At 36.2% G+C, this 26,175-nt stretch carries 31 protein-coding genes; 15 read left to right on the top strand and 16 right to left on the bottom strand.

The genetic code is table 11. The annotated features are described in order from the left end of the window. Window positions 1–360 carry a hypothetical protein gene (locus tag G0028_RS17280; protein WP_180047476.1) on the top strand — a complete coding sequence of 120 codons (360 nt, stop codon included), beginning with the start codon at window positions 1–3 and terminating at the stop codon, window positions 358–360. Window positions 361–430: 70 nt separating this feature from the next. On the opposite strand, the gene tfpZ is transcribed toward G0028_RS17280, so the two are convergent. The 8 genes from tfpZ to G0028_RS17240 form a co-directional block, all read right to left on the bottom strand. Next, the gene (gene tfpZ / locus G0028_RS17275) at window positions 431–1,165 is read right to left on the bottom strand and encodes a TfpX/TfpZ family type IV pilin accessory protein (RefSeq protein ID WP_180047474.1); all 735 of its coding nucleotides are present in this window, start codon (window positions 1,163–1,165) and stop codon (window positions 431–433) included. A gap of 5 nt (window positions 1,166–1,170) precedes the next feature. Further along, window positions 1,171–1,578: a hypothetical protein gene (locus tag G0028_RS17270; RefSeq protein WP_180047472.1), complete on the bottom strand. Its 408-nt coding sequence runs from the start codon at window positions 1,576–1,578 to the stop codon at window positions 1,171–1,173. Between the two features lie 19 nt (window positions 1,579–1,597). Further along, on the bottom strand, window positions 1,598–2,032 hold the full coding sequence (locus G0028_RS17265) for a pilin (protein WP_180047470.1): 435 nt from the start codon (window positions 2,030–2,032) through the stop codon (window positions 1,598–1,600). Between the two features lie 148 nt (window positions 2,033–2,180). Continuing rightward, window positions 2,181–3,608, bottom strand: coding sequence for a sulfatase-like hydrolase/transferase (locus tag G0028_RS17260; RefSeq protein ID WP_180047468.1), 1,428 nt, complete (start codon window positions 3,606–3,608; stop codon window positions 2,181–2,183). A 92-nt stretch (window positions 3,609–3,700) separates the two neighbouring features. Next, window positions 3,701–4,372 carry a hypothetical protein gene (locus G0028_RS17255; protein WP_180047465.1) on the bottom strand — a complete coding sequence of 224 codons (672 nt, stop codon included), beginning with the start codon at window positions 4,370–4,372 and terminating at the stop codon, window positions 3,701–3,703. A 97-nt stretch (window positions 4,373–4,469) separates the two neighbouring features. Beyond that, window positions 4,470–4,904 (bottom strand): pilin, encoded by a 435-nt coding sequence (locus tag G0028_RS17250; RefSeq protein ID WP_180047463.1) that lies wholly within the window; start codon window positions 4,902–4,904, stop codon window positions 4,470–4,472. Between the two features lie 352 nt (window positions 4,905–5,256). After that, window positions 5,257–5,511 (bottom strand): type II toxin-antitoxin system Phd/YefM family antitoxin, encoded by a 255-nt coding sequence (locus tag G0028_RS17245; RefSeq protein ID WP_180047461.1) that lies wholly within the window; start codon window positions 5,509–5,511, stop codon window positions 5,257–5,259. Window positions 5,512–5,520: 9 nt separating this feature from the next. Continuing rightward, a complete protein-coding gene (locus tag G0028_RS17240; RefSeq protein ID WP_227554732.1) occupies window positions 5,521–5,793 on the bottom strand; it encodes a DUF1778 domain-containing protein in 273 nt (90 codons plus the stop codon). Between the two features lie 256 nt (window positions 5,794–6,049). Between G0028_RS17240 and G0028_RS17235 the strand changes: the two genes are divergently transcribed. The 3 genes from G0028_RS17235 (at window position 6,050) to G0028_RS17225 (ending at window position 9,549) form a co-directional block, all read left to right on the top strand. Further along, complete coding sequence (locus tag G0028_RS17235; RefSeq protein ID WP_180047975.1) at window positions 6,050–6,475, top strand: pilin; 426 nt, start codon at window positions 6,050–6,052, stop codon at window positions 6,473–6,475. Between the two features lie 53 nt (window positions 6,476–6,528). Further along, window positions 6,529–7,824, top strand: coding sequence for an O-antigen ligase family protein (locus tag G0028_RS17230; RefSeq protein WP_180047972.1), 1,296 nt, complete (start codon window positions 6,529–6,531; stop codon window positions 7,822–7,824). 84 nt (window positions 7,825–7,908) lie between these two features. Continuing rightward, entirely contained in the window at window positions 7,909–9,549 is a 1,641-nt protein-coding gene (locus tag G0028_RS17225; RefSeq protein WP_180047970.1) for a PglL family O-oligosaccharyltransferase, read from the top strand. Window positions 9,550–9,600: 51 nt separating this feature from the next. Here the strand turns inward: G0028_RS17225 and bfr are convergent, their stop codons facing one another. From bfr to gmk, 7 genes are all read right to left on the bottom strand, one after another. Further along, window positions 9,601–10,065, bottom strand: coding sequence for a heteropolymeric bacterioferritin subunit Bfr (bfr, locus tag G0028_RS17220; RefSeq protein ID WP_130072232.1), 465 nt, complete (start codon window positions 10,063–10,065; stop codon window positions 9,601–9,603). Between the two features lie 303 nt (window positions 10,066–10,368). Further along, window positions 10,369–10,563 carry a bacterioferritin-associated ferredoxin gene (locus tag G0028_RS17215; protein ID WP_130072231.1) on the bottom strand — a complete coding sequence of 65 codons (195 nt, stop codon included), beginning with the start codon at window positions 10,561–10,563 and terminating at the stop codon, window positions 10,369–10,371. A gap of 172 nt (window positions 10,564–10,735) precedes the next feature. Beyond that, a complete protein-coding gene (locus G0028_RS17210) occupies window positions 10,736–11,437 on the bottom strand; it encodes an IS1-like element ISPa14 family transposase (protein ID WP_015586042.1) in 702 nt (233 codons plus the stop codon). 94 nt (window positions 11,438–11,531) lie between these two features. Continuing rightward, entirely contained in the window at window positions 11,532–11,915 is a 384-nt protein-coding gene (locus tag G0028_RS17205; protein ID WP_111859199.1) for a RidA family protein, read from the bottom strand. A gap of 76 nt (window positions 11,916–11,991) precedes the next feature. Next, window positions 11,992–14,094, bottom strand: coding sequence for a RelA/SpoT family protein (locus G0028_RS17200; RefSeq protein ID WP_174493857.1), 2,103 nt, complete (start codon window positions 14,092–14,094; stop codon window positions 11,992–11,994). A gap of 200 nt (window positions 14,095–14,294) precedes the next feature. Next, window positions 14,295–14,576: a DNA-directed RNA polymerase subunit omega gene (rpoZ, locus tag G0028_RS17195; protein ID WP_065993767.1), complete on the bottom strand. Its 282-nt coding sequence runs from the start codon at window positions 14,574–14,576 to the stop codon at window positions 14,295–14,297. 84 nt (window positions 14,577–14,660) lie between these two features. Then, entirely contained in the window at window positions 14,661–15,284 is a 624-nt protein-coding gene (gene gmk, locus G0028_RS17190; RefSeq protein ID WP_180047647.1) for a guanylate kinase, read from the bottom strand. A gap of 134 nt (window positions 15,285–15,418) precedes the next feature. Between gmk and ispH the strand changes: the two genes are divergently transcribed. The 8 genes from ispH (at window position 15,419) to G0028_RS17150 (ending at window position 23,901) form a co-directional block, all read left to right on the top strand. Next, entirely contained in the window at window positions 15,419–16,369 is a 951-nt protein-coding gene (gene ispH, locus G0028_RS17185; RefSeq protein ID WP_180047649.1) for a 4-hydroxy-3-methylbut-2-enyl diphosphate reductase, read from the top strand. A 136-nt stretch (window positions 16,370–16,505) separates the two neighbouring features. Then, entirely contained in the window at window positions 16,506–16,943 is a 438-nt protein-coding gene (locus G0028_RS17180) for a Tfp pilus assembly protein FimT/FimU (protein ID WP_174493855.1), read from the top strand. Next, window positions 16,943–17,482, top strand: coding sequence for a type IV pilus modification protein PilV (pilV, locus tag G0028_RS17175; protein ID WP_174493854.1), 540 nt, complete (start codon window positions 16,943–16,945; stop codon window positions 17,480–17,482). The genes G0028_RS17180 and pilV overlap by 1 nt, the downstream gene beginning before the upstream one ends. A 2-nt stretch (window positions 17,483–17,484) precedes the next feature. Next, window positions 17,485–18,447 (top strand): PilW family protein, encoded by a 963-nt coding sequence (locus tag G0028_RS17170; protein WP_180047651.1) that lies wholly within the window; start codon window positions 17,485–17,487, stop codon window positions 18,445–18,447. Next, window positions 18,444–19,253 (top strand): pilus assembly protein, encoded by an 810-nt coding sequence (locus G0028_RS17165; RefSeq protein ID WP_180047653.1) that lies wholly within the window; start codon window positions 18,444–18,446, stop codon window positions 19,251–19,253. Before G0028_RS17170 ends, G0028_RS17165 begins: the two co-directional genes overlap by 4 nt. 53 nt (window positions 19,254–19,306) lie before the next feature. After that, a complete protein-coding gene (locus G0028_RS17160; protein WP_218946377.1) occupies window positions 19,307–22,969 on the top strand; it encodes a pilus assembly protein in 3,663 nt (1,220 codons plus the stop codon). A gap of 7 nt (window positions 22,970–22,976) precedes the next feature. Then, on the top strand, window positions 22,977–23,411 hold the full coding sequence (locus G0028_RS17155; RefSeq protein ID WP_180047655.1) for a type IV pilin protein: 435 nt from the start codon (window positions 22,977–22,979) through the stop codon (window positions 23,409–23,411). Then, window positions 23,392–23,901: a type IV pilin protein gene (locus G0028_RS17150; RefSeq protein ID WP_218946376.1), complete on the top strand. Its 510-nt coding sequence runs from the start codon at window positions 23,392–23,394 to the stop codon at window positions 23,899–23,901. The genes G0028_RS17155 and G0028_RS17150 overlap by 20 nt, the downstream gene beginning before the upstream one ends. A gap of 21 nt (window positions 23,902–23,922) precedes the next feature. Here G0028_RS17150 and G0028_RS17145 read toward each other — a convergent pair whose 3' ends face one another. Next, on the bottom strand, window positions 23,923–24,870 hold the full coding sequence (locus G0028_RS17145) for an IS30 family transposase (RefSeq protein ID WP_180048122.1): 948 nt from the start codon (window positions 24,868–24,870) through the stop codon (window positions 23,923–23,925). Between the two features lie 47 nt (window positions 24,871–24,917). Between G0028_RS17145 and G0028_RS17140 the strand changes: the two genes are divergently transcribed. From G0028_RS17140 to rpsP, 3 genes are all read left to right on the top strand, one after another. Next, window positions 24,918–25,346, top strand: a complete 429-nt coding sequence (locus G0028_RS17140) for a type IV pilin protein (protein WP_227554747.1) — start codon at window positions 24,918–24,920, stop codon at window positions 25,344–25,346. A 35-nt stretch (window positions 25,347–25,381) separates the two neighbouring features. Further along, a complete protein-coding gene (locus G0028_RS17135; RefSeq protein ID WP_218946327.1) occupies window positions 25,382–25,771 on the top strand; it encodes a type IV pilin protein in 390 nt (129 codons plus the stop codon). Between the two features lie 146 nt (window positions 25,772–25,917). Beyond that, complete coding sequence (gene rpsP / locus G0028_RS17130) at window positions 25,918–26,175, top strand: 30S ribosomal protein S16 (protein ID WP_004826436.1); 258 nt, start codon at window positions 25,918–25,920, stop codon at window positions 26,173–26,175.

The following is a 26,175-nucleotide window of genomic DNA, read 5'->3' as shown; positions in this document are numbered from 1 at the left end:
ATGAGTGTACTTAATGATTATTACGCTGCTTTAGAGCGATTAAAAGCCAACAAACCGATTGTTCTACCGAAAGGCTCTGCCATTAATAACGATACGGTTGCAATGGAGGCTGGACGTAAACGAGGCTCGATTAAAAAGAGCCGTCATGCAGCATTAATTGAGGCAATTGAGCAAGCTGCACAGGCAGCAGGGCAAAATCTTCTTTCGCCTGCCCAGCAAATTGAGCAAGCGAAAACTAAGACCAAAGCGGTGAAAAGTGATTATGAGCAGCTGAAAGAAGATTATGAAATACTGCTGGAAAAGTGCAATTCTTTATTGTTGGAAAATTTTGAGTTGAGGCAAAGTACTCGGACTATTTGATTGATATAGCCACTCAGTTTATGAACTTAGTGGCTTTTTAATAAACGGAGTAAAAAATATGCCGTTAAACTTATTTCCACGGTCTGAGGTCTACTATTTTGATGATGCTCGAAGATTCTTTATTGACTAATACCACCATATCTACAGCATTGGCTTTTAAGGGTAGCCACGCATCTGCTTTTGGATATTTGGCTAAAGTTTTTTCAACGTCTGCTTTTGAGTTGTACTGTTGCAGTTCTACAAGTGGTAATGCACGTTGTTGGATTTGGTGTTTGGCTTGAGTGAGTTCTACATAGCGTTCTGGACGCTGTGCAATTGAAATACCGCTAAATACTTCTGCAAACATTTCATCATTGCGTTGTTGTGTGTCTTTGGCAAATTCAGCGGCAACATATTGCGGTTTAAACCATGAAGGTTTTTGGAATTGTGGCTGTGCTTGCTGAATATTCGTATCAACTAATTCATTTTTTCTAACCAACTCAAAACGATCTACATTATAAACCAACCATGCAGGGCGACCTTGTTCGATACTAAATACCCCATAACATAAAGCCACAATTTGAATGAGAATAATGACACTTAGGTCAAATTTTAGTGTTTTTTTACCTTCTTTATAAACCAATAAACCTAAAAGTGGTCCTAAAATCACATCGATGACCAATAGCATTAAAAAAATATGGGTTACACCAACAGCAGAGGCAAGTGGAGATGGATACCAGACAAAAAAAACTAATGCGACAATACAAAGTGCTATCCCAAAGGAAATAGTGAGATGGCTTAGAAAAAATTTTAGACGTTTAGACATTACAATCATTTTAATACATAAAAATATTTTTGCTGCTTTGTTAAAGAATCAACCATACATAAAAATTCGGTAAAGTGTTGAGTTGGTGGTTTTCCACGTCCATTAAATTTTGTGTCAGGAATAATTTTAATCAGACGTTTCAAGTGCTCACGAAATCTAAAAAGTGCTAATGTATCAATAATATGATTTGCATTTTCAACCAGTTCGTTAGGTGGGCTTTCAAAATTAACTGCTTTGAGTTGTGATGAAATAGCACACGCATCAACCAAACATTCTTCAACCAAATGCGTCGCAGTCGCTTTTATTTGTTGCTCGGTCTCATTCTCAACCGTCCAATCTTCTAATAAAATATTCAAATCTTGTTTCATGAGTTGAAATTGAGATATGAACATTTTTACTGGGATATAACTCATGATTTAGCCTCTAAATAAATTATCTGAAATTCGCTGGTGCAAACTTAGTACAATCAGCATCAGATGAACCCGTCCATTCTAATGAGCCAGTTGTTGTATTAATAGTAGGGGTTAAAGTTAAAGCAGGTGTTGCGGCATCACAAGCTGTATCAATATCCTTAACAGTTACATCGATTACACCATTAGTTACAGTTAAATCATTCACATATTTAGATGTAATATCGGTAGCGTCGGCTAAACCTGCTTTTGCATTATCAATACTCATCAAAGTATTTAAGTCTGCATAGCTTTCTGCCACGCCTGTTTTTGCCACATCAATAAACATCACGACTTCAGAGACTTTGGCACGTTTAACATAGTTACTGTATAGTGGTAATGCTATAGAAGCCAAAATACCAATTATTGCTACCACAATCATCAGTTCTATCAAGGTAAATCCTTGTTGTTGTGACATAGCCTTACTCCCAGCCATTAGTTATAAAAATACAAAGCAAGAACCAAGCCAAAATAAATTTTAATTTATTTCAATAACTTAATATTATTATTCTTTATTGTAAACTCTACGGTTTCCGTCGAAAAGTGACAAATATTTTACATTTAAGCTATTTTACTCGCAAATGCAACCAACTCACTTTCCATGGAATAATGTGTGAAATATCATCTTCTCCCCACATTGGCGGTTGATGGTCACCCACAACGACAATTTCCACACCTTGCATTTCAGGTTTTTGAATCATGATGGCAAGGTCATCAAAAAACTGTGTTTGTAATTGTGCATTACGGCAAGCATCACTTTTGGGATTTATGGCAAACTTTTGACAGTCAAAACGCTGATTATGAATATCTTGTTTTGCATAAGGTTGATGTGATGTCAGCGTCATCCAATAGAAAAATAGTTTATCTTGCTGGTATTTTGAAAAAATCTGACTTACTTGATTCATCAATGCACTATCACAAGCACCTTTAAATGCAGCACAGCGACGCAACTGCATAAAATGCTCACCAAACAAAGTGTGTTGAAAACCTGCTTTGGGATACCACTCCACTCTGTCATACAGCAAACCACTTGTACCATGTAGAGCGATGGTCTGGTAGTTATTTGCCTTGAATAGATTCGGTAAGCAGTTTACATATTGTTCTTGTTCAAGTTTTCCTAAAGCAAAGCCGCTATTCGCTACTAATTTTAATCCACATAATTCTCTTAATTCACCTGCCACAGTGGCACCAAATGTCCGAATTGTACCTGTATGAATAAAATCGAAATTTCCTTGTTGAGCATAAATTTTATTTAATACCTCTCGTTGTGCTTGTAGGTTGCGTAATTCTCCCCATGACTCTGCTACAATAAAAAAGATTTTATCCGAATAGGGTTGTTGTAATAAGGTTGCGGCACGTTGTTCTGGTTGCTCTAAAGGCTCAAATTTGGGTAGAACATTGACTAAACCGACAAAATTATCTTGAATAATCTCTTTATATAATAAGCTCTGACTATGTGCAATATAGTAATTATCTCTACCCAAGATGGCTTTAAAATTTGAATACATTATCCCCAAATTCATAAAAACATAAGAAATAAGTAGTAAAATAATTAAAATAATACTTGGGTAAGGTGGCGGTAAGCGTTTAGGTGTAGAATAATAAGTAATCACTACAACCATGACTATGATACAAATGCAAAAAAACACCATCAGTACCAAATAATTTGTAGGGGCTTGCGGAATAAATGATACAAGATAACGAATCGCAGCTAAGTCCATAAATGGAAAAATTTGCACCACGAACATGAGTAAATCGACACACATTGCCAATACTAAAAGCAATCCGCCAAACAAACGAATTGCTCTATAGGGCAGCACGATAAAAAACAAAGCAAGCAGATAATCAAAGTTAAATAATGGGCGAGAAACTGCTGCATAATATGCTAAAGTTAGAAAAATAAGATTAGGTAAAATAATAAGCAGACCAATATGCCCTAATTCACTTAATTTAGGCAGAGGAAATTCTCGTTTTAGGAAATTTTTTAAGTCCATGATATTTCTTGTATTATAAAAAAAATCATAAAGCTCATTTTTCTTGCATACTCCACAACAAAATTCTTGGACATATTATTTATACTGCTACATTATAATACTTTATTTTTAAACTCTAAAATTAAATCACTTAAATAATTATGACACAAAGGATTCAAGCGTTTATAAGCAGATTGAATATCATTGAGTTTTCTAATGTCTACATCTCCAGCAGATTTTTCTGTCGTTTCGACATAATTCAACGGCTTTCCTTCAATCCAGTCATTGTATGCGGCGAGTTTATCATCTACCCACCCACTATGTTTTATGCAATTATTAATAAGTCTTAACTCATTCATCGCCTTATAATCTGTAAAAGTTTCAATATCTATTTCTTTGTCTTTTAATTGTTTTTTTAAAAAGTCAATGCGGTATAAACTTTTTTGATTAATGTCAGGGTAAAGAATATTAATTGCTTTTTTGGTTGTAATTTCAACTTTTTTATATAAGGCAATAATCGCCAGTTCATATGTCAAATCTAAAACATCTTTCAGATGCTCATTTTGGTCAATTAGCCCCTCTTGTATATCGTATTTTTCATCTTCACTCAATTCATTATCAGCATCAAGCTCCTGATATTGTTGGCTGATTTCATTAGATTCAATCGCTTGAGCATGACTGATGTGTTGTATTAAATGGTCAATTTCTTCGCCTAAATGTGTCAGAGATTCCAATTGTAGTCGTTTGAATCCGTTTATATTTTTTGAATGTTTCTTTGGCAACATCGCTTAATTCCTGATTTTGATTTTATCAACAATACGCACACAAATAAAAAAGAGTGTGGACTAAGCCACACCCTTTTTATTGCAAATTACGCTAAGATTAACGGAAGTTTGCAGGGACAAATTTAGTACAGGTTGCATCAGATGTACCAGCCCAGTCCAATGAACCAGTAGTTGTATTAGGGGTTGGCGTTAAAGTTAAAGCAGCTGTTGCAGCATCACAACCTGCATCAATATCTTGAACATCAACTGTAATTACACCATCAGTAACAGTCATTTTTTCCACATACTTAGATGTAATATCTGTTGCGGCAGCCAAACCTGCTTTAGCGTTATCAATACCTGTCAAAGTATTTAAGTCTGCATAACCTTCTGCAACGCCCGTTTTTGCAGATGCAATGAATGCAACCACTTCAGACATTTTTGCACGTTTAGTGTAGTCTTGGTACGCAGGAAGTGCGATTGCAGCCAAGATACCAATAATAGCGACAACAATCATCAACTCGATAAGCGTAAAGCCTTTTTGAGCGTTCATAAACATTCTCCACAAATGTTGTTAATTTAATTATAAGCTTTGTAAGCTATTTTAATATTAGCACTAAACGTGCCAACTTTTATTATAGACAATTTACACAGAAAAACAGCACCTTACACATAAAAAATTTAAGTCTTTTTATTCGACTATATATTTTTGTTAAAAAGTGACAAATTTTATCAGGTTGAATTTTATGCTCTGGACAAATATTGTCATTGTGTGATGCGTGTCACATATATTCGGTTGTTCTTTTTTCGGTGTTGTAATGTCGTTCTTTATGTTGAAGTCTATCGCTTGAAATTTTCTGGGTATAGTCGGGCGCTATTTCTACCATCGTTAGTGCATCTCAATCTCACTCTTTACTTAGTTTATGACACGTTGTTTCAGTTGCTTCAATTTGCACGATTGAGTCGCTTAACCGTTTTGCATTGGCAGGAATTTTGATTAGGTACGCTGTTTCTTTAAAGGCACTACAATCATCTAGACTTATTATCACTACGGCTTGTTTATCTTCTCTATTAATAAGTACAGGTGCGTGATCGTCTATAACGTAATCGAGTATATCTGCTAAATTGTCTTGCAGCTCAGCACATGTAATGACTTTCATTTCTGCTCCTTAAAAATTTTGTTTATCTAAAAGCTGGGCAGCCTGTTTTAATCGGGCAGGAACGGTATTTTGAGTGCGACATGCTTCGATAAATTGCTTGAACTGAGTATGACTTAACTGAATATGAGTGTGTTCATGCAAAATTTGTGGTGCGTGATTTTGAATTAAATAAATGAAAAAATCACTGAGTGTAGGGTAGTCTAGAACAATCGCAGCTTGTTCTGCAAATTGCTTTGTTTCAGCATCTAGATGTATTTCTATAGATTCATTGTTGGTCATCATTCGTCTGTTTTTGAGCATAAAATTTTAAGGTCGATATGAATACAAAAAGTCTCTTTTGGTGATTGCTTATTTTTAATTAGGCGGACTAAAACACGTTTTTAACACTTTACGCATTTTTTAGGATATGGACAAACGTGAAAAATTTGTCGTTATAAAAGCATGTCTATATGGACAAAATATAAAATAGAGTAAATGAATAGAATTCAAAAGTTTGGAGCGTGTCCATATAAAGTGACTTATGGAATGTAGATAGTTAATGATCGTTGTTGCGATTATCGGTATTTTGGCTGCGATTGCGATTCCTGCTTATCAGAATTATATTGCACGCTCTCAAGTTACAGATGCATTAAGCTTAGCTTCTGGTTTAAAAACTCCTGTAATGGAAGTAGTTAGTCAAACTAATGTATGCCCTGTTAACTCAGCTGCTGATACAGCTGCTGGTTTGGCTGTTGATACGACGATATCAAGCAAATATGTTCTCAAAGTTACTACAGGTGGTAATGCTCCAGCTTGTACAATTACTGCAACTTTCCAAGGTTCAGGTGTAAGTGCTGGCTTAGTAAGTAAAACTTTAACATTAACAGCTGTAAATAAAGGTGGTTCGACAGATTGGACTTGTACAACACCGTCATCAGGTGGTATTGAACAAAAATACTTACCATCTGCATGTAAAGTATCTTAATATTTAATTTTAAAATATTAAATTTGAAAAAAGTGCCTATAGGGCACTTTTTTTTGGAAAATTATATGTATTACCTATGTATTATTTATCTGATCCTTTTTGTATTAGGGAAGAATTTTAGTTATATAAATAATCCATTTGATGAATATCGTGTTTTTGAAATCTTTTTAGCATTAATCTCTTGTATTTTTATACTTGTTAGAAAAATTAATTTTTCAAAAGAAACTTTATTTATTTTATCTTTGATTATTATTTATTTTATTTTTTCATATCAATATTTTGATCCGTATTCAATTCAAGATATTATTTTGTGGTTAAGTATATATTTTATATATTTATCTTTATATCAAGAGCAATATGTAGAGTCTAAAATTAATATTGCTTATTCTGTTTTGGTTTTATCTTCAATATTTTCATGTTTTTTTGTTTTTGTGTCTATTTTTAATTATTTAAATTATAATAGTTGGTATGATTGGCAGTTAAATTCAGGTACAAGAAGAATATTTGATAGTTTTATTATTCCAATATTTTGGTTGTGTCTTTATATAAGTCAAGGTGAACGGAATCGATCATACTATTATATTTTTTATTTTTTTATTGGTTTAGCTTTGTTTTTTAGTGGTGCTCGTTCTGCTTTATTGAGTATATTTTTTCCTCTAATTATTCTAATATTTTTATCAAAAGAAAATAGATTAAGTAATATTAAAATCGGAATTTATTTAATGTTATCTTTTTTTGTTTATTTTGCTGTATGTAAAATGCATGGCATAATTTATGGAATAGATAATGATTTGAGTATTTCAAGATTTACAACTTCAAAAAGGTATGAAATATGGGAGTTCATGTTTAAAAATTGGATTGATTATCCTATTTTTGGAGTTGGAGGTGGATTTCTAGCAAAAGAACAATTTCTATATGGTCATCATTCACATAACTTATTTTTACGTTTAATATTTGAATGGGGTATTTTAGGAGGGATATTTTTAATATTTTTACTATATAAATTTTATTTTTTGTTTAAATCAAATGTAAGTATAATTTTGAAAATGGGTGTTTTATCTATATTGATAGATGCATTTTTTTCTGGAAACTTTATTTATCCTGCAACACAAGTTATTTGTGTTTTATTCTTGGCATTTTCTTTTTCAAAAATAAAAGTACAACATAATTTGAATAATGAATATTTGTCTAAAATATTAATGGTGGTTTATATAAGTTTTTATTTATTTCTAATTTTTAATTTTCTGTGGGTTGATATGTCATGTATAGATTGCTCTAGTCAAGATGGTAGGGCAGCACCATTTTTTTGGGAGCATGGTGCTAGTGAGCATTTAAAGCCTAATAAATAATTTAGTTCAGCTCGACTCGAATACCTAAAGATTAATGAAAAACTGAGTGTATAATTCACTCAGTTTTTTTTTGCGCATTGTTCAATGAAAGCAATTTTACCTATATTCTCCGCAATATTTTTAGCACTGGCATATCTCTTGCCTTTTCATAAACTGCCATGGACAACTTTTGGTAGTGAAGTTTTGACTTTTTTATCAGGCATCACATTACTGTGTATGTTTTTGAAAAAAGATCTAAAAATTCCAAAGCCACAGCTTTTGGCACTTCCGATTTTATGCATCCCGATGTTGCAGTATGGCTTTGGGCACATTCTGTATTTTAGTAATGCTTTGCTATGTACAGCATATCTATTGATGTTTTGGCTGATGATTGTTGTTGGCTATAACTTATCACTAGACAAGTTTCATCGAGAAAAAACATTTACAGCGTTGAGTATTGTGATTTTAATTGTAGCGCTCCTTTCAAGTGTAATCGCAATTTGTCAGTGGTTAGGTATTAATTCATATTTTGCGCCATTGATGAATTTCCTTAAAGGAAACCGTCCTTATGCCAACTTTGCACAGCCCAATAACTTAGCGACTTTTTTAACGATGGGGGTTTTCGCATGTTTATATTTTTATGAAAAGCGCTTGATTTCAAATATCGTTTTGATTCCATCTGCGTTGATTTTAGTCTTTACGATTGCGTTAACACAGTCTCGTACCTCTTGGGTAGTGTGTTTATTTGTTCTTATTTATTTAGCAATTAAACAATTTAATCAGCCAAAACGTTTCAGTTTTGCAAAATTATTGCTTTGGGTAGGCATCTTTGTTGCTGCAATTGGTTTATTGCCTTATTTCAATGCTTTAATCAGTACTGTTTCACAGCAAACAGTTGTGGATACTGCAACTGCTGTCGAGCGTGCATCTTCAGGTTATTTACGACTTGATATGTGGTCACAAGCGTGGGTGGCAATTCAGCAACAGCCTTGGTTGGGTTATGGTTGGAATCAAACAGGCATGGCACAGATTGCTGCATTTGATCTTTATCCGTCACATGAATGGTATAAGACAGCGCATAATGTCATTTTAGACTTGTTGATTTGGAATGGCATTCCCTTAGGTGCTGTGATTATTTTATATGTTGTCGGTTGGTTGTATTGGCTCAATAAAGGCATTAAAGATCCGATTTCTTTGACAGCAACACTCATGGTTTGTGCGATTTTGATCCATGCTTTGTTGGAGTATCCGATTCATTATGCTTATTTCTTATTACCAATGGGCTTTTTGTTGGGCATTATTCAAGCACAATATCCATATTTACCAAGTAAAAATTTAAAACCTGCCGTTACGCTGAGTTTAGTATTAATCGGTCTTTCCTTATGTGCTGTAGTGTATCGGGATTATCTGTTATATCGTCAGCAGAGCGTATTTATCAATCTTAAAAAGCCCCTGACAGCTGCACAGCAAACCGTGATGGATCAACCGATTTGGTTGTTATCACAGTTTGAGGAGCGGGTCTGGTGGATTGGTTTAGATCCATTGACCAAAATGTCGGATGAGCAGTTGCAACACATTGATCGTATGGTGGCAAATCTGGCTTCTAAATATGACCTATTAAAATATGCACAAATCCTTGCATTTAATGGTAAAAAAGCTGAAGCAGAACATCAACTTTGGATTTTGGCTCAATTGCATCGAGATAATCACAGTTATCAGGATTTATTGCCAAAAGCTGAAAAATAGTCATAAAAAAACCCTTTGTATCTACAAAGGGTTTTTTTATTTAGCTCATGCTTAGAGTTGGCTTTGAATATAATTTTCGATACCCACATTGTCGCTGAGATCAATTTGGGTGGTCAGCCAATCCCAATATTCTTCTTCTTTCTCTAGAATTTCTTGGACTAAATCACGTGTCACATAGTCAAGATGTTCTTCAGCAAGCGCGACAGTTTTTTGTAGTGCTTGAATATTTTCTTTGACTTTGCGAATGTCGCAATTCAGTACTTCTAGTGTATGTTGCCCGATGTACAATTTACCCAAATGTTGCAAATTAGGTAAACCTTCCAAAAATAAAATGCGTTCAATGACTTTGTCTGCATGTTTCATTTGGCGAATAGATTCTTTATATTCTGCTGAACCTAATTGCTCAATGCCCCAATCATTAAACATACGTGAATGTAAAAAGTATTGGTTAATTGCGGTTAAATGGTGATAAAGCACTTGATTCAGTTGATTGATAACGTCACGATTGCCTTTCATGGTGAATGCTCCATTTTAAATCTGTGCCTCAAAATATTTTTAAGGCAATCCATTGTTTTATAGTAATCAAAATTGCACACAGTTTCGAGCTCTTTATAGAACAGCAAATGAAAATCGCAATCAAAATCATGGAAGATGAAGATTTCACTCAGGCTTAAGGGTCATAAAAATGATTGGGTTTGTATTTAAAATAAGATCAAAAAGAATTAAAAAGAAACCCGCTTTGAGTCGAAGCGGGGGAGGAAGATGATCATGACTGATCATAGAGGGATTATTATGGTTATTTAAATATCAAAAAAGCGGTTAAGCAGCGACAGAAATTCGTGCAGCAATTAAGGCTAATTCTTCATTAATAATACTTTTTGCTTCAGGTGCACAACGCCCACAGCATGTCCCTAAGTCCAATAATTCACGAACTTCACGATAGCTTTCAGCACCATTTGCCATGGCATCTTTAATATCTTGATCGGTAATACCACGACATAAGCAAACGTACATGAGAATCAACCACAGGTTTAAATGCGATAATTGATATTATTGATAATTATTATCGTTTGTCAATGAAATTCATTTAAATATCGATATTTTGTTCATTGAGTTTTTGGATAAAAAAATACCACTTGATCGGTGGTATTTTAATTTGGGTGGTGTTTCAAAAAGTATGCTGACATTAAATGAAGCCATTATTGATGTAAAAAAAGGTTAAGTCGAAAGCTTTAAAATGGTTTTCAATCTTTTTTGAAAAATTACAACTCCTTCTAAAACCGCGCCTAATTCGATGCCTTATTTTGCAATTATTACCTTCAATACCTACAGTAAAAAATTTACCAATACTTTGCTTGCAGTTTTTAAAAGCAGTTATGAAACTGTCCCAATGATCACTTGCAATTCGGGTGTAGTGAATACCTAATTGTTTAAGCTTTGCCTTCAATCGTTGAACTGTAGCTAAGTCTCTTTTACCCCAAACATAAGCAACAATCTCACCTGTTTCTCGATGGTAGGCGTAAATAAGCCATTGTTTATTATTTTTATTTCCCACAAAAGTCCAAAACTCATCAACTTCAAGAGACTCATAATGACTTTGTTTAGGCTGAATTTGGTAGGTCGATTCGGTTAAAGTACGTAAAACTTTACCGATACTGATTCGCTCAACTTCAGCGATATCTCGTATACCACTACCTCTGACCATCAACTGTAATATTTTTCGAGTAATGCCTGAATGACATCCTAGATAGCTCAGAGCATGGTCACCAATAAACTGACGTTTACAGTCTTTGCACTGATAGTTTTGTTTCCCATCTACTTTGATGCCATTTTTCTTTATACTGTCACTGAGGCAGGTTGGACATTTGATTTCTAGAGTTATTCGCATTTCTCTATTTTATCAAAATTCAACCTGCTTTGTTTCAGCATACTTTTTGAAACACCACCTTAATTTGAATTTAAATTTTTGATATTTCTATAAATTATTTTTCAATAATCACAATGCCGTCCATCTCAACCAAAGCATTTTTAGGCAGGCTTGCAACACCGAGTGCAGCACGTGCTGGATAAGGTTGTGCAAAATATTCACCCATAATTTGATTGACCAATTGGAAATGAGACAAATCAGTTAAGAAAATATTGAGTTTTGCGATGTCTGCAAGAGAACCGCCCGCAGCTTCACAAACAGCTTTTAAGTTATCAAATACACGGCGAATTTGCGCTTCAATACCTTCTACGAGTTCCATGCTGTATGGATCTAAACCAATTTGACCTGAGAGATAAAGTGTGTTGCCAACAAGAATGGCTTGAGAGTAAGTACCGATCGCAGCAGGGGCATTTTCAGTATGAATCACTTGGCGGGACATCAATTTCTCCTATTTTTCAATTCAATCCATCATATCGGATGAATGATATTCTCGAAAGGTATATCGGTTTATCTGATTAACACGCTTTAGAAACTTGTGGGCTTGCGAGCGGCATGGCTAAACGTGTGACCCGTGGGAAGCCAAACAACATTCGAATTTCACGAATAATTTGTGCAATTTGTTTGCGGTCTTTAACAACAATATTGACAAAAGTTTTTTCATCTCGACTTTGTACAGATTCAACGCCAGTTTTGAGTTTTCGACATAAATAAATCAATTCTGAAATTTGTTCGTCATTTAAAATTAAATCTATACTTAAATAAGCACTAAAGTTGATGTCATCTTCGGTTTCAGAGTTCCAGTGCAATGGCATGATATTTTCAGGATGTAAATGTTGCTCGTGCAGTAGGTTATGACAACGTGAACGATGCACAATCAAACCACGGCGTGAAATATGCCCTTGAATTGGGTCGCCGAGTACAGGATTGCAGCAATGTGCATATTTAACATCGACACCTTCCGTGCCTTGAATGAGGCGCTCAGACGCGGCGTTATCTTCTTGATCTTGGGCAAAGAGATGGTTGGCCACCAGTTGTGGTAGTAAGTCGCCCACTGCGATTTGCTCATATAGGGCTTCTTTACTACTGACATGTCGCCATTGTAATAAATCGATCCAATCAGACTCAGCGAGATCTTTAACAGAAAGATTAAATAGTTTTAATGCGCGATTTAGTGCTTGCTGACCGACAAGACGTTGTTCTTCAATATCCTGATCTTTTAAAATATGTTGAATTGCACGGCGTGCTTTTTGTGTATTGATAAAACTAAGCCAATCTGGATTAGGTGTTGCTAATACATCGGTGATGACTTCAATGACTTGACCGCTTTGTAGTGGTGTAGAAAGCGGTTTAATCTCACCATTAATTTTTGCACCTACGGCATGGTTGCCTAAAAACAAACTGGCAGAATAGGCGAAATCCACTGCTGTTGCACCTTGTGGTAGTTCATGCAATTGACCATGGGGTGTATAGACCCAAATTTTTTCTTGATGTAAATAATCTAATAAGTCATTAAAGGTTGTTTTGGCACAATCCCCATCCACCAAAATATTTAAATTTTTCATGGAAGCTTGAATGGCTGAACGACACGCTTGCGGTGCATTTTCGCCTAATACCACGCCGAAACGTGCAGCTTTACGCATGAGCTCCGTTTGAATGGTCAGTGATAAGGTGGTTTTTTCACCTTTTAAGCGTAGCATTAACGACTGATTTCCACCTGGGAGTGGATAACGAATATGATCTTCGTAATGTAATACTTGGAAATTTTCACGTAATGCTTCAACCAAGCGGTCACAATCGGCAATACTTTGTAAAATAATTTCAAAGGCATGACTATGTGTTAGTTCTTGTAAATCAATTTCATTTTTAACAAAGTGACGAAGTAATTCAATATTATTATTTTTCTTTTTGATCCGACCTTGAATGCTATAGGTATGCAATAAGTCTGCTAGATTTTGTTCCCATGTGGTTTGATATTTACAGCGTTCAGGCTTAGTTGTAAGGAGTGATGCTTGCACATCATTATACATGTCAAGATCAAGATTTTGATAACACAAATGTTCTAAGTTATCCGCCATCTCATTCATACCAACAAGACGTGCCATGGGTACAAATACATCAAAAGTTTCTTGAGCAATACGTGCACGTTTATCTGGGCGTAATGAACCTAACGTCGTCATATTATGATAACGGTCTGCTAATTTAATAATAATGACACGTGGGTCTTGTAAGGTGGCTTGCAATATTTTTCGGAAAGAAGCTGCTTTATTGTATTCTTTATCACTTGAATGGCTGAGTTTGGTCACACCATCTACGAGTTCAGCAACAACACGACCAAATTTTTCTGCAATATCCTCTTTGCTAAAATCTGTATCTTCAATGACGTCATGTAAGAGTGCTGCCATTAATGTCTCTGCATCCATGCGCATGTGTGCCAAAATACAACTGACCGCAATCGGATGAAGAATATAGGGTTCACCACTTTTGCGAGTCACACCATCATGTGCGATGTCTGCATAATCGCATGCCGTAAGCACTTGCTCGACTTCGCTTGGTTTTAAATAAGCGTCGATAATAATATTGAGCTGTTGCTTGGCTTGGCTGACCACTTGGCCTGGCATAGAACACCTATTTCCGTATTACAAAATCAAGGGATATTTCGTCAATGCTTTAATGAAAAGCATATTGAATGAGTTGTCAATTTTAAAAAATAAAAACCTTTATTTTTTTTAACAAATATTTTGAATTTTGTCGATTACTTATCTAAATAAATTGCAATAAAAAAGCCTAGTAAATACTAGGCTTTTTTAGAAAGCTCAACTTATTGGAAAGAAAAGCCTTCTAAGTTTAAGTTATTCACTGAAAGTGCAAGGTCAAGACTTGAGGTTTGATAGTCTTGATCACGTTGTTTCAAAATGTCTTTGGTTACATGTCCTGCTGCAATTTCACGTAAAGCAACAACAGTCGGTTTGTCATTGTCCCACTCTAAAGTTGGTTCAATGCCTTGACGTGCCAATTGACGCGCGCGTTTGCTTGCCACTAGTACAAGCTCAAAGCGGTTGTCTACATGGTCTAAACAATCTTCAACGGTTACGCGTGCCATAAGAGTTCTCGTATGAATGTAAATTTTTAAATAGACTGTTAAGTATAAAATGCTTTAACTTTATACTCAAGTTTAATCACACACTCATTTAGGTTCAGGTGTAATTAATTTCTCAATTAAAGCTTGATGACGATTTGCTTGTTGACTGAGTTTAAGGCGATTGGCATTGATCACAGATTCAAGGTCATGCAGTGCTTTATTAAAGTCATCATTGATAATAATATAATCAAAATTGACATATTGTTGCATATCTTCTACGGCGCAGCTTAAGCGATGCTCAATCACTTCTACCGAGTCTGTGCCACGATTTGACAAGCGTTGACGTAAATCAAATTGAGTGGGAGGGAGAATAAAAATTTGTTTTGATTCAGGAAAAAGTTTACGAACTTGCTCAGCGCCTTGCCAATCAATTTCAAGTAAAACATCATGTTCTTTGGTCAATTGTTCTCGTACAGTCGCTTGAGACGTACCATAATAATTACCAAAAACTTCAGCATATTCGATGAAACCGCCTTGATTGACCTGCTCAAGAAAAATTTCTTTACTGGTGAAATGGTAATGAACGCCTTCGAGTTCACCCACACGTTGACCACGTGTAGTGTGAGAAACAGAAACGTGCAAATTACTTACACGCTCAAGCAGGGCTTTCACGAGAGATGTTTTGCCTGTTCCTGATGCAGCAGAAACGACAAACAATAGACCCGACATGATATTTTTCCTGATATGATAAAATATCTTCTCTATTTTAGAGTAGAGTGCGCACAAACAAAATAGCTTTTGAATATTGTTTGTCATTTTCTGAATAAATTTTATTGAAACTTTGAGTGAGCCTTGAGGGTGTTATGAAAATTGTATTGGCCAATCCACGTGGTTTTTGTGCAGGTGTAGACCGTGCAATTGCGATCGTCAATCGTGCACTTGAATGTTTTAACCCGCCGATTTATGTCCGTCATGAAGTGGTACATAACAAATTTGTGGTGGATGACTTGCGTCAGCGAGGCGCAATCTTTGTTGATGAGCTTGATGAAGTCCCTGATAATAATATTGTTATTTTTAGTGCACATGGGGTATCTAAGGCTGTACAACAAGAAGCTGAGCGCCGTGGCTTAAAAGTCTTTGATGCAACCTGTCCCTTAGTTACCAAGGTTCATATTGAAGTGACCAAGTACGCACGTGAAGGTACGGAAGCGATTCTGATTGGTCATGAAGGACATCCTGAGGTTGAAGGCACAATGGGACAATATGACACCAAAAATGGTGGACATATTTATCTGGTTGAAGATGAAGACGACGTTGAGTCTCTACAGGTAGAAAATCCGAATAAAGTTGCATTTGTTACTCAAACGACTTTATCCATTGACGATACAGCAAAAGTAATTGACGCATTGCGTGGAAAATTCCCCAATATTCAAGGGCCACGCAAAGACGACATTTGTTATGCCACACAAAATCGTCAAGATGCTGTTCGAGATTTGGCACAGCAATGTGATGTTGTACTTGTGGTGGGTTCACCAAACTCATCCAACTCTAACCGTTTACGTGAGTTGGCACAACGTATGGGGAAACATGCGTATTTAGTTGACAATGCAGATGAATTAAAAAAAGAATGGTTTGCTGGCATTGAGAAAATTGGTGTGACGGCAGGCGCATCGGCACCAGAAATTTTAATTAAGCAGGTTATTCAACGTTTACAGGACTGGGGCGCAGAAGCACCACAAGAATTAGATGGGCGTGAAGAAAATATTACGTTTAGTTTACCTAAAGAATTAAGAATTCAAGTTACACAGGCTTAGAATTTAACTCACCTTTATTGCCGATAATTATTAAACAGTTATCGGTTTTTTTGTGCCATTTGTCTACTATGTATTGGTTTTGTATAAATTGTTATTAAAATATAGATAATAATAAAGTTTTGTCGGTGAAGGAAGAATGCAAAAAAACAGGGGATTCACCTTAATAGAGCTTATGGTTACGCTTGCTGTTTTAGCGATTATTGCTGCACTGGCTATGCCATCTTTTGTGAATACAATTAAGCAACGACAATTAGATACAGCCTTTAGAGAGCTTTCACTTGCAATAACTGATGCAAGAAGTCAGGCAGTGAATATACGACAAGATGTTGAGTTAAAACTCAATTCTAATGATGCTAATACAGCTACTTTACTGAATTGGAATTCTAATATAAGCGAAGTTTCTTTAGAAAGTGGGAGTGTAACGAATATTGTTTTTGAGCCAACTGGAGGTGTAAAAAACTTTAATCAGACCACGATGTCTTTTTCTATTTGTCATGCAGATTTAGGTATTTCTAGGCGTTTACAGCTTACTCGTATGGGCTCTATTACTACGTTGGCTGAGGGGACATGTTGATGAATTTACAAATACAAAAAGGTGTTGGATTAATAGAAGTAATAGTTGCTTTGGTTATTTTGGTTATTGCAGTTCTGGGTTTTGTTGCTTTACAAGTCAGAGCTATTGAAGCTTCTCAAGATTCTGTTTTTAAAACACAAGCTGTGCATTTAATGCAGTCACTCTCTGAAAGTATTCGTGTAAATAATACAGCTAAAGCAAATTATGTGACTGATGTAAATACTTATCTTTTGGCATCTTCAAAACCGACAGCGACAGTAAATTGCAATACTACGGTTTGTACTCCTGCACAACTTTCAACTTTTGAGTCCTATGCCATAGCACGACAAGCGGCTATACAGGGGTTGAGTTTAGGTATAGCAACTTGTCCAGGAATTGCTACAAATACACCTGTTGCAGATAGACGTTTATGTATTTTTAGTGTTTGGAAAGATACGACACTGACTGGAACTGCAGCAAATTTAAATGTGACTAGCTGTATGAGTAATACAGGTGTTTATGTTGCTTCTTCAAACTGCTTGATGATGGAGAGCTATTAAAAATGATAATTAAAAAACAAAAAGGTTTCACATTAGTTGAGTTGATGGTTGCTATTGCACTAGGCTTATTAATTGTAGCTGCTGGTTTAGCTATTTTTTTAAACAGTTTGAAAAATTCTCGTTTACAACAAAGTGTAGCACAAGTTCAGGATGGGGGAATTTTTGGTCTCGAATATATAGCAAATCATGTGAGGTTGGCGAATTATGGTAATGTCGAAAATCGAAACTTAAATGATCAAACTGTAAAAGGGGGAGTTGTTTTTACAACAGGTTTGCCCACACAAACCAATATTAATTTGGCTATAGGTAATGCAAATGCGACAACTGCTTTTGCAAATACAATTGTCACGAGATCTAGTGGTTTAAGTAATGTAAGTCTTGCGAGTGATCAATTAACAATACAATTTGTTGCACCAACAGATATGCAAAATTGCGTAGGTGAGAATGTTCGCAAAGGCGATAGAGTTGTACAGAGATACTTCTTACGTCAAGAAAATAATAAAACGGATCATGATACAAATATTACAAGCTTAGGTTTAGCCTGTGTAGCCAATACTCCATTAGATATTCCAAATGCAAACCCGACGTTTTTGACAGGGTTTGGGACGACTAACATAGGTGAAATTATTATTCCTAATGTAGATTATTTTGGTTTTCTATTGGGTGCACGTACAGGTAATAATTATCGTTATTATACAGTAGATGAATATATAGCAGCAGCCGCAGCAGCAAGAAATGCACAACCTGCTCAGGAAGTACCTTCGATTGAAATGATTAAAATGGCAGTGCTAATTCGCTCACAAAATGAAGTGAGAACAGCACCCATTACGCTATCGACATATGAAATTTTCGGAAGAGCCGTCACTTTAAATACACCAACTACAAAAGGTGTAACGAATAAATTTGTACGCAATGTATATGTCACTACAATAGCTTTGCGTAATGCTTTGGGAGATAAACTATGAGAACTACCCAATCATTAGCACAACAAAACGGTATGACACTGATTACAATTATGATTATTTTACTTTTAGTCACTGGAATCGGTGCATTAGCAGTAAAATATTCTATAACAAGTTTGCGAATTGCAAGCAATAGTCAAGTACGTCAGCTACTTACTCAGTCATCCGATTTACCCTTATATATTATGCGTAATAAGTCACCTGTGGTATTGCGACGTTTGGATAATGTAGTGGGTTTAGCGATTAATAATAGTTTGCCCGATCGAGAATATATATTTTGTTATCGTCCACAATCACAGAAAAATTTTGCCCCTATTAATAATGTTGCGCAAATCTCACCCTATAGTACGACGGGAACAGCCATTACAAGTGATGTTATGCGTTTAATTTCTGGTACAAATAGTAGTTTTTGTGATCTGAATGCCGATTTTGGGAGCGCAAGAACAGGTGTTGTGACTCAAGTTGCAATTTCATTGATTACAGAGAGTGCCGGTGAGACAGAGAAAGGTGAATATTTACCCGAAGGAACTAATGCAAGTGGAGCAGCTCATTTAGGTGCACAAATTACAGGTAGTCAACGTGTAAGGATTACTACAACTTCGATGTTACCTGCATATTCAACTGCTTCTATAAGCACAGTCCAAAGTGAGTGTTTAAGTACATCTAAACCAAGATTAAATGATAATACTGAACATCCATCATTACGAACTTTAAAAGATTGTATATCTGATTATGGAATTCCGGTGGTATCGCAAACGCAAGAATTTGTATTGGCAAATACGCTCATCGAAGTTTCTAAACCTGAATAAAGCATATTTTAATTAAATAGATTTTCTCACTAGCCGGAAGGTGGAGAATGGAAATGAAAAAAACATATCTAAGTTACCTATTAAAAGTAATGATGAGTGGTAGCATCCTGGTTGCCGTACCATCTTTATTGCAAGCATCAGATTTACAAATTTATGCAGGCCCTGGTACAGCAGGTCAAAAAACATTAATTATGATGCTAGATCGTTCAGGGAGTATGGGTGTTCTTGCAGATAACTCAGCAAACCATTCAATTGTTGCAGATTATCCAGATATTTTTACTTATCAAACATGTAGTTCTGGGGTTTATGGGAGGACAAAATATAGTACAGAGACAGTAACAGATAGCGTGTTTAGTGATATTTCTTATACACGAGTTTACTGTAAACAGCGTAATAACCCCAAATTTTATTATGATCGATTATCTCGTTTAAAAGATGGCATGTTTGCGCTTTTAAATAGTACAGATGCCAAATTGGAAAAAGCCTATATTGGCTTGGGTTATTACTCTGCGGAAGATAGTGTATCCGGAGTTATTAAAGTACCAGCAAAACCCTTAGGTGCTGTTAATTCAGCTCATCGTAAGGATCTAAAAAAAGCGATTGCTGCGTTGTCTGCAGGATGGTCCACACCGACTTCACATGCCTATGCTGAAGCAGCAGCTTATTTGTTAGGCACAACAACAGTAAGTACAAATGTTGGTAATAATAGTGGCTTTTCTAAATCCACTGATACAGCAAAAAATTTAGGGAGAACAGCTTATAGCAGTCCCTTACCTACGACTGCTGCAACTTGTGATGGGCAAGGGGTATATATTTTATCTGATGGGCAGCCAAATAATACAAGTGATACTAACTCTGCCAATATTATGGCAAAAGCCTTAAATCAAAGCTCTTTTTCATGCGACGTCTCTAATGGTTTAATGAATAGTCATTCGGGGAGTGGTTGGAAGTGTATGGGGGCTTTTGCAAGAAGCCTATATGCAGAAACTAATCCTAAGCAGCGCCCGATACAGACAGCTTTCGTTGGTTTTGGTAAAGAATTTGAAGGAGCGATGTCTTCTAGTTTGTCAGTAGACACACGTAATGCATGTCAGCTTGGTTCAGCTAAAGAGGGTGATGATTGTTCATTCTATAATAAGGATAAAACCGAAAAACCAAATACAATATTTCGGAATAGTATGACTGGTTTTGGTAATGGTGGATTTTTCCAAGCAAAAGATGCTGTAGATGTTACAAATAGTGTATTGGCTGCTTTAAATAATTTAGATACAGGAACAATTGAGCCATTAACGACAGGTGCTTGGTCTGTACCTATTGATGATTTAAATCCAACGGGAGTTACATCGTATGGTTATGTTCGAGCATTTCAACCAAGACCAGGTAGCACAGATGTATTGTGGGCTGGGAATTTAAAAAAATATGATATTGTGAATGGTGCTTTAGCTGAAGGTACATCCACCACCTCTTCATTAGTATTAGATAATAAAGGTAAGTTTAATACAGGGATTAATGATCTTTGGGGAAATGTAGGTGCTGATGAAGGAGGAAGTGTCTATAAAGGTGGTGCTTATAAAAACATCCCAATGCCGATTGTTAGTGCACCAACTCAAGTACGTAATCTTTATACCAATTTTAAATTAGATACGAATGATAATTTAACTTCCCAATTATCTAAAGGGGCTAATTTATTGCGTTTACCAGAAGTGGCAAACTCTACTTTAGCAACGACAATAACAAATCTAAATGAAAATGCAGTAACCTCAAAATTTACTAATTTATTAAAACGTAAAATACTTAACTATTTAGGTTTTAAAATTGATTTAAATGATACTGCTTTACCAACAGATTTAACCACTGTGCCTTTGCAAGAACAAGGAAAAGAATGGAATAGCTTAGGAGGGATTTCTCATTCACTACCCGTGCAAGTCACTTATGCAGGGGTATTAAATAGTGATGGCGAATTACAGTCTGCACGTAGTCAATCAATCTTATTTGGAACAATGGAGGGGGGGCTACATTTAGTAGATGCAGATACTGGAGCGGAACAATTTGCATTTATTCCATCGGATATTTTATCTGACCCAGTACAATCTTTAGCTTTGAAAAAGGATGAAACATCTACAGTCGGTGTTGCAGCAGGCACAGATGCGGCTTGGGTCGCTGATCCAACATATAAATATGAGCAGGTGGGTTCAGGGGATACCGCTGTAACAAAGATTGTTGCTGAGAAAATGTATGTGTATGGCGGTTTACGTATGGGTGGTAGTAGTTACTACGGCCTAGATATTACGACAAAAACTTCACCGAAGTTTTTATTTAGAATTAGTGCTGATCAATCGGCATATAGTCGTATGGGGCAATCTTGGTCGAAACCGGTACTAGGGAATATTCGAATTAATGGTGTGATTAAGCGAGTTATGTTTATTAGTGGTGGTTATGACACATGTTATGAAGATCCACGATTTAAACTTGGTACAGATTACACAGCAGATGCATCAAAAAGTCCGACTTTCCAAGCACAATGTTCAAACAGAACAGAGGCAAAAGGTAATGCAGTTTATGTTGTTGATGCTGAAACAGGAGACCGCTTATTCTGGGTGAGTAATACGAATGCGGATAAAAATAATGCAGATATGAAACATAGTATTGTAAGTGATATCTCTACATTAGATACAGATGCTGATGGCTTAGTAGATCATTTATATTTTGGAGATCTTGGAGGGCAAGTTTTCCGTGTTGATTTAAATAATAAAAATAAAACATCAAATAATGAAAGTTTTGGTGTACGTGTTGTTAAAGTTGCAAATTTAGCGACAAATGCAGCAGGTACAAATATTACGAATGGTAATAATCCACGTTTTTACGAAGCACCTACATTAACCATGCATCGTGAGCAAGGGAAAAGGTTTGTATTAATGACGGCTGCATCTGGTGATCGTAGTTCACCATTAGATGTTGCACCTTTAGGGCGTGCACGTCCCTCATCATTACCTACGGCATTAACGGGTCAATTGGCAAATAATATTTATGCCATTATGGATACGGATGCTCTGAAAAAAGATTTAAATACAAATTATGCAACTGATTATGCATTGGCGATTAAAGATTTGACTTTAGCAAGTCTTATACAAAATCCTCAAGTTATTGTTCGAAATAGTAGTTTTTCTACATTAAAGAATCAACTCATTCCTTATGTGGCTACGGTAACGACAGCAACTCGTTATGGTTGGTATCGTTCTTTATCGAGTAATTCGCAAGGCACAGAAAGAGCAAATAATAGTTATCGACAATTAGGTGGGATTAAAGCTTTTGAACCATTAATTGCGATAGCTAACACTTTGGTCGCGACAGTTTATGATCCAGAAAGCGAAATTATTAATCCAAATCCAGATCCATGTCAGGTTCGAGTTATTGGAGAAACTTACCGTCAATATTATTGTTTGCCATTTGGTGTCTGTATAACAGGAACTGGTACGAATGTAACACTTAACAATACTGTAGAAAATAAAACAGGTTATCGTCCAGGACGAGACTCAGATAAGGTCTCTGGCGAGACTGTTAGCCCACCTGTCGGGCAGGGGATTTTAGGAAGTACATTTGCACCAAAAGATTCAGATGGAAATTGTGGTGGTTTACAGTTGGCAGATAATCTTCAAGGTACGGGCGAATGGAAATGTATCGCCCAAACAAAACCAATGAATTGGTATGCTAAATAGGTGAAAAATGAATTTAAAAAATGGTTTTACACTTATTGAGTTGATGATTGTGGTCGTTATGATTGCAGTACTTGCTGCAATTGCTTACCCAAGTTATCAGCAATACATACTCAGAAGCAATGCTTCATTGGCTGAGGCGGAAATGCAACGCATAGCCCAGGATTTGGAACGTTATAAATCTAGAAATTTTAGCTACAGATTGTATACCCCTATTTCAATAAATGTTGGAGATCCACTTAAATATACAATTACTGTTCAAGCAACAGCGACCACCAATTTAGCCACAGATGGTTCTGCATGGGTAATGAAAGCTGTTCCACAAGATGTGAAAAATTTCACATATTTATTTAATAATCAGGGGCTTAGGTGTAAAAATAAGGTGGCGTCTAAAGTAACATTTACAGATTGTGGGGCAATAGCAGATGGAAGTGAAGATTGGTAAGCAAATTGGTTTTACATTATTGGAGCTGATGATTATAGTCGCTGTAGTCGCTATTTTGGCTGCGATAGCGATTCCTAATTATTCAGAATATGTTAAAAGAGGGAATAGGGTAGATGTGCAAACCCATATTATGAATGTTGCACAAAATTTGGAAACTTATCGGTTGGTGAATCATAGTTTCTTTGGGGCTAATTTAACTCAATTGGGTGGCGCCACATATCCTCTTAATAATCCATATTATCAATTAACTTTAACAGATATGTCTGGTGTTGCTTTTACTAATGCACAGGCGAATCTACAATCATGGTTATTGGTTGCAAGACCAATAGCCACAGGAAGACAAAAAGGTACAGGAGCTATTTCTTTAAATTCAGCAGGTGTAAAATGTTGGTATAAAAATAACGATAATGCCAATGTCACAGCAACAATTGATAATAAAGGTAATCCTGTTCCAGCTACAACTTGTAGTAATCAATGGGAAGATAGATAAATAAAGTAATCTTCTATAAACTTAGATTAGCATTTGAAGTGCAACACCATGTTGTTGCCATAATACCTGACTCGGACTTTTAAAGCCGAGTCTTTTTCTTGGACGATGATTCAAGCGTTGAGTAATTTCTGCAATATATGCATCCGTATAGTCATTCAAGTCACTGCCTTTTCTAATATATTGTCTGATCAATCCATTCGTATTTTCATTTGTTCCACGCTGCCAGGCGCTATAGGGATCAGCGAAATACCAATCTATATCTAATTCCTGAGCAGCATACTCATGCAGGCTGAATTCTTTACCATTGTCCGCGGTAATTGTTTTTAGGTGTGCTTTGATCGGTTCCAATAATCTGATCGTAGCCTGGCAAACTTCCTCAGCCTTGCGCGTGCTGCACTTTTTCAGCCAAAGATAACCTGTCTTCCGATCTACAATTGAAACCAGGGATTGTTGGTGATTCTTGCCAACAATCGTATCTATTTCCAAATCACCGAAACGGGAGCGCTGCTCAATCTCAGCAGGTCGATCGTGAATGCTTTTGCGGTTTGTCAGTTGGCCACGAGTCTCAATGGAGCCATATTTTCTCTTTCTTTGATTTCTGAAACGTAAGTTGCGGAAGAGCACACCACCTCTGCTTTTATCCTGCTGTATAAACCTGTATATGGAATGCAGGCTGACTGAAACATGAGAAGCAATCTGTTCGGGGCTCCACTGAAGTTCAAGGTAAGCCATAACTTGTGCCCAAACCTCTCGAGAGATTCTTTTAGGATTAGGACAATGCCGTCTGCAAGCTAATTTATGGGCATGTTGAGCGAAATAACCATTCCTTGCTCGATTGCGTGCTATTTCTCTAGAAATAGTGGAAGGTGAACGATTTAGCCTCCAGGCGATATAACGTTTAGAAAAACCTTCACGTAACAATGTGGAAATCTGATATCTTTCTTCTTGAGTAAGATGAGTATAGTTCATGATGCAACTTTGACTTTGGTCGGTCGGAAGCAAAATGCTAGCTCATCTTGCTTCCTTCCAATAATTTAATCTCTGTTGCACTTCATTTGAGAATCCAAGGGCGAGCCAATGTTGCTCAAGCGCAACAAGAAATGCAGAAAATTGCAGAGCAATTAGAGCGTTATAAGGCTCGGAATTTTAGTTTTAAAGGGTTTAATGCCAATTATCTGTACCCAAGTAACTCTGTATTTGATGTGTCATCACAAACTTTAAATTTAAACTCAAAATATACGATTACTTTGGTCGATAGTATGACTGGAAATCCACTGTTGACAGACTCGTCTTCAAGTGGGCAAGGCTGGTCAATTAAAGCCATAAGCCAAGATCCTGCGAATTACTCATTATTATTAACCAGTGCAGGTGTACATTGTAAAAATATCACACAGAAAAATATGGACTATGACTCGTGTGGTGATGCAGGTTTTGAGGAGTGGTAAGGGTGAGAAAAACAGGATTTACTTTAATTGAACTCATGATCGTCGTTGCTGTTATTGCTATTTTGGCTGCAATTGCTTATCCCTCTTATATTCATTATAAAGTGAAAGTGAATAGAACGGATGCCCAAGCTGAAATGATGGCTATAGCACATATGCTCAGTCAATATAAAATAACAAATGGTCATTATACCAATGCAACGATAAGTCAAATGTATGGCGGAAATTTAATACCAAATCATGGTGAAGCATTATATGAGTTAGATTTACAAACAACAGCTGCGACATGGATTTTAACAGCGCAACCCATAAGCGGAACATTGATGCAAAATAATGGCGATATTGTTTTAACCAGTGATGGAGAAAAATGTTGGACGAAAGGCACCTCTTGTACTCCATCAAGTAGCACAGACTGGGATGGCAAATAGGAGGTTAAATTCAAAACTGTGGATAAACAGAAATTGATCTTTATTTCGCAGTAAATTTAACGTAAAATACCGCCCTCTATGAAAGGGGTTTGAAATGTTTCGATGGTCGAAACACGGATAATCCGTAAAAACTATAAGGTTCTATCATGGTTGTTATTCGTCTTGCACGCGGTGGTGCTAAAAAACGTCCATTCTATCAAATCATTGTGACTGATAGCCGTAATGCACGTGATGGTCGTTTCATCGAACGTATTGGTTTCTTTAACCCTACAGCTCAAGGTAAAGCAGAAAAACTTCGTTTAGACGCTGACCGTTTTGCACATTGGGTTTCACAAGGTGCGCAACCTTCTGAACGTGTTGCTTCTTTAGCTGCTCAAGCTAAGAAAGCTGCAGCTGCTGCATAA

It is taken from the genome of Acinetobacter piscicola, assembly GCF_015218165.1.
GTDB lineage: Bacteria > Pseudomonadota > Gammaproteobacteria > Pseudomonadales > Moraxellaceae > Acinetobacter > Acinetobacter piscicola_A.
The sequence above is the reverse complement of the archived record's forward strand: the minus strand, read 5'-3'. Positions and strand labels throughout refer to the sequence as shown.

What these genes read in the sequence shown, in the direction of transcription:
- G0028_RS17265 (WP_180047470.1), bottom strand. Translation starts at nt 2,032, where the DNA reads ATGTCACAACAACAAGGATTTACCTTGATAGAACTGATGATTGTGGTA.
- rpoZ (WP_065993767.1), bottom strand. Translation starts at nt 14,576, where the DNA reads ATGGCACGCGTAACCGTTGAAGATTGTTTAGACCATGTAGACAACCGC.
- G0028_RS17270 (WP_180047472.1), bottom strand. Translation starts at nt 1,578, where the DNA reads ATGAGTTATATCCCAGTAAAAATGTTCATATCTCAATTTCAACTCATG.
- gmk (WP_180047647.1), bottom strand. Translation starts at nt 15,284, where the DNA reads ATGTCGGGTCTATTGTTTGTCGTTTCTGCTGCATCAGGAACAGGCAAA.
- G0028_RS17245 (WP_180047461.1), bottom strand. Translation starts at nt 5,511, where the DNA reads ATGAAAGTCATTACATGTGCTGAGCTGCAAGACAATTTAGCAGATATA.
- rpsP (WP_004826436.1), top strand. Translation starts at nt 25,918, where the DNA reads ATGGTTGTTATTCGTCTTGCACGCGGTGGTGCTAAAAAACGTCCATTC.
- G0028_RS17150 (WP_218946376.1), top strand. Translation starts at nt 23,392, where the DNA reads ATGGAAGTGAAGATTGGTAAGCAAATTGGTTTTACATTATTGGAGCTG.
- G0028_RS17240 (WP_227554732.1), bottom strand. Translation starts at nt 5,793, where the DNA reads ATGATGACCAACAATGAATCTATAGAAATACATCTAGATGCTGAAACA.
- ispH (WP_180047649.1), top strand. Translation starts at nt 15,419, where the DNA reads ATGAAAATTGTATTGGCCAATCCACGTGGTTTTTGTGCAGGTGTAGAC.
- G0028_RS17205 (WP_111859199.1), bottom strand. Translation starts at nt 11,915, where the DNA reads ATGTCCCGCCAAGTGATTCATACTGAAAATGCCCCTGCTGCGATCGGT.
- G0028_RS17280 (WP_180047476.1), top strand. Translation starts at nt 1, where the DNA reads ATGAGTGTACTTAATGATTATTACGCTGCTTTAGAGCGATTAAAAGCC.
- G0028_RS17225 (WP_180047970.1), top strand. Translation starts at nt 7,909, where the DNA reads ATGAAAGCAATTTTACCTATATTCTCCGCAATATTTTTAGCACTGGCA.
- bfr (WP_130072232.1), bottom strand. Translation starts at nt 10,065, where the DNA reads ATGAAAGGCAATCGTGACGTTATCAATCAACTGAATCAAGTGCTTTAT.
- G0028_RS17180 (WP_174493855.1), top strand. Translation starts at nt 16,506, where the DNA reads ATGCAAAAAAACAGGGGATTCACCTTAATAGAGCTTATGGTTACGCTT.
- G0028_RS17160 (WP_218946377.1), top strand. Translation starts at nt 19,307, where the DNA reads ATGAAAAAAACATATCTAAGTTACCTATTAAAAGTAATGATGAGTGGT.
- pilV (WP_174493854.1), top strand. Translation starts at nt 16,943, where the DNA reads ATGAATTTACAAATACAAAAAGGTGTTGGATTAATAGAAGTAATAGTT.
- G0028_RS17135 (WP_218946327.1), top strand. Translation starts at nt 25,382, where the DNA reads ATGATCGTCGTTGCTGTTATTGCTATTTTGGCTGCAATTGCTTATCCC.
- tfpZ (WP_180047474.1), bottom strand. Translation starts at nt 1,165, where the DNA reads ATGTCTAAACGTCTAAAATTTTTTCTAAGCCATCTCACTATTTCCTTT.
- G0028_RS17235 (WP_180047975.1), top strand. Translation starts at nt 6,050, where the DNA reads ATGATCGTTGTTGCGATTATCGGTATTTTGGCTGCGATTGCGATTCCT.
- G0028_RS17155 (WP_180047655.1), top strand. Translation starts at nt 22,977, where the DNA reads ATGAATTTAAAAAATGGTTTTACACTTATTGAGTTGATGATTGTGGTC.
- G0028_RS17200 (WP_174493857.1), bottom strand. Translation starts at nt 14,094, where the DNA reads ATGCCAGGCCAAGTGGTCAGCCAAGCCAAGCAACAGCTCAATATTATT.
- G0028_RS17145 (WP_180048122.1), bottom strand. Translation starts at nt 24,870, where the DNA reads ATGAACTATACTCATCTTACTCAAGAAGAAAGATATCAGATTTCCACA.
- G0028_RS17170 (WP_180047651.1), top strand. Translation starts at nt 17,485, where the DNA reads ATGATAATTAAAAAACAAAAAGGTTTCACATTAGTTGAGTTGATGGTT.
- G0028_RS17215 (WP_130072231.1), bottom strand. Translation starts at nt 10,563, where the DNA reads ATGTACGTTTGCTTATGTCGTGGTATTACCGATCAAGATATTAAAGAT.
- G0028_RS17250 (WP_180047463.1), bottom strand. Translation starts at nt 4,904, where the DNA reads ATGAACGCTCAAAAAGGCTTTACGCTTATCGAGTTGATGATTGTTGTC.
- G0028_RS17260 (WP_180047468.1), bottom strand. Translation starts at nt 3,608, where the DNA reads ATGGACTTAAAAAATTTCCTAAAACGAGAATTTCCTCTGCCTAAATTA.
- G0028_RS17210 (WP_015586042.1), bottom strand. Translation starts at nt 11,437, where the DNA reads ATGCGAATAACTCTAGAAATCAAATGTCCAACCTGCCTCAGTGACAGT.
- G0028_RS17165 (WP_180047653.1), top strand. Translation starts at nt 18,444, where the DNA reads ATGAGAACTACCCAATCATTAGCACAACAAAACGGTATGACACTGATT.
- G0028_RS17255 (WP_180047465.1), bottom strand. Translation starts at nt 4,372, where the DNA reads ATGTTGCCAAAGAAACATTCAAAAAATATAAACGGATTCAAACGACTA.